Annotated in this window: 1 protein-coding gene; it reads right to left on the bottom strand. The window is 60.4% G+C overall.

Annotated features, from left to right (window positions below):
* Positions 1 to 442: E3 ubiquitin ligase family protein (locus AUR66_RS16390; protein WP_231727940.1), on the bottom strand; the 442-nt coding region annotated here is incomplete at both ends.

Here is a 442-nt window from a genome sequence, read left to right on the forward strand (position 1 = left end):
CTCCGATGAGGACGGCCAGACGCCCGCCAGACCTGTGCCCACCGCTCACTTCCGGTTTCGGTTTGTCCGAAACGATGAACGTCCGTGGCTCAGAGTGACCCCCCTTTACACCCTGCCGAATTTCGATGTCGTTGTCGCCGAACTCGTTGCTCGGTCGGTCGTTTGCTTCGCCGAAGACGTACACCTCGTCGCCGGCTTCGATCAGTCGCTCCCGAAACGAACGCGTGCCAGTGTTCGGCCACAGCGTCTCTAGTACCGGCTCAGTCGGGTCATCGATATCGTCTTTTTGCGAGAGAAACTGCTCGATTGGTTCCGGTGGGCGCTCGTCTCTCCCGACGATGATTTCGGTTCCCCATTCCAAATCTAGGTCGGCGGCGTCCGGCCGAACGAGCACCTCGCCTGTACCGTCGTCGACGTAGAACGGGACAGTCTCAGTCCCCGT

Source organism: Haloferax profundi, assembly GCF_001469865.1.
GTDB lineage: Archaea > Halobacteriota > Halobacteria > Halobacteriales > Haloferacaceae > Haloferax > Haloferax profundi.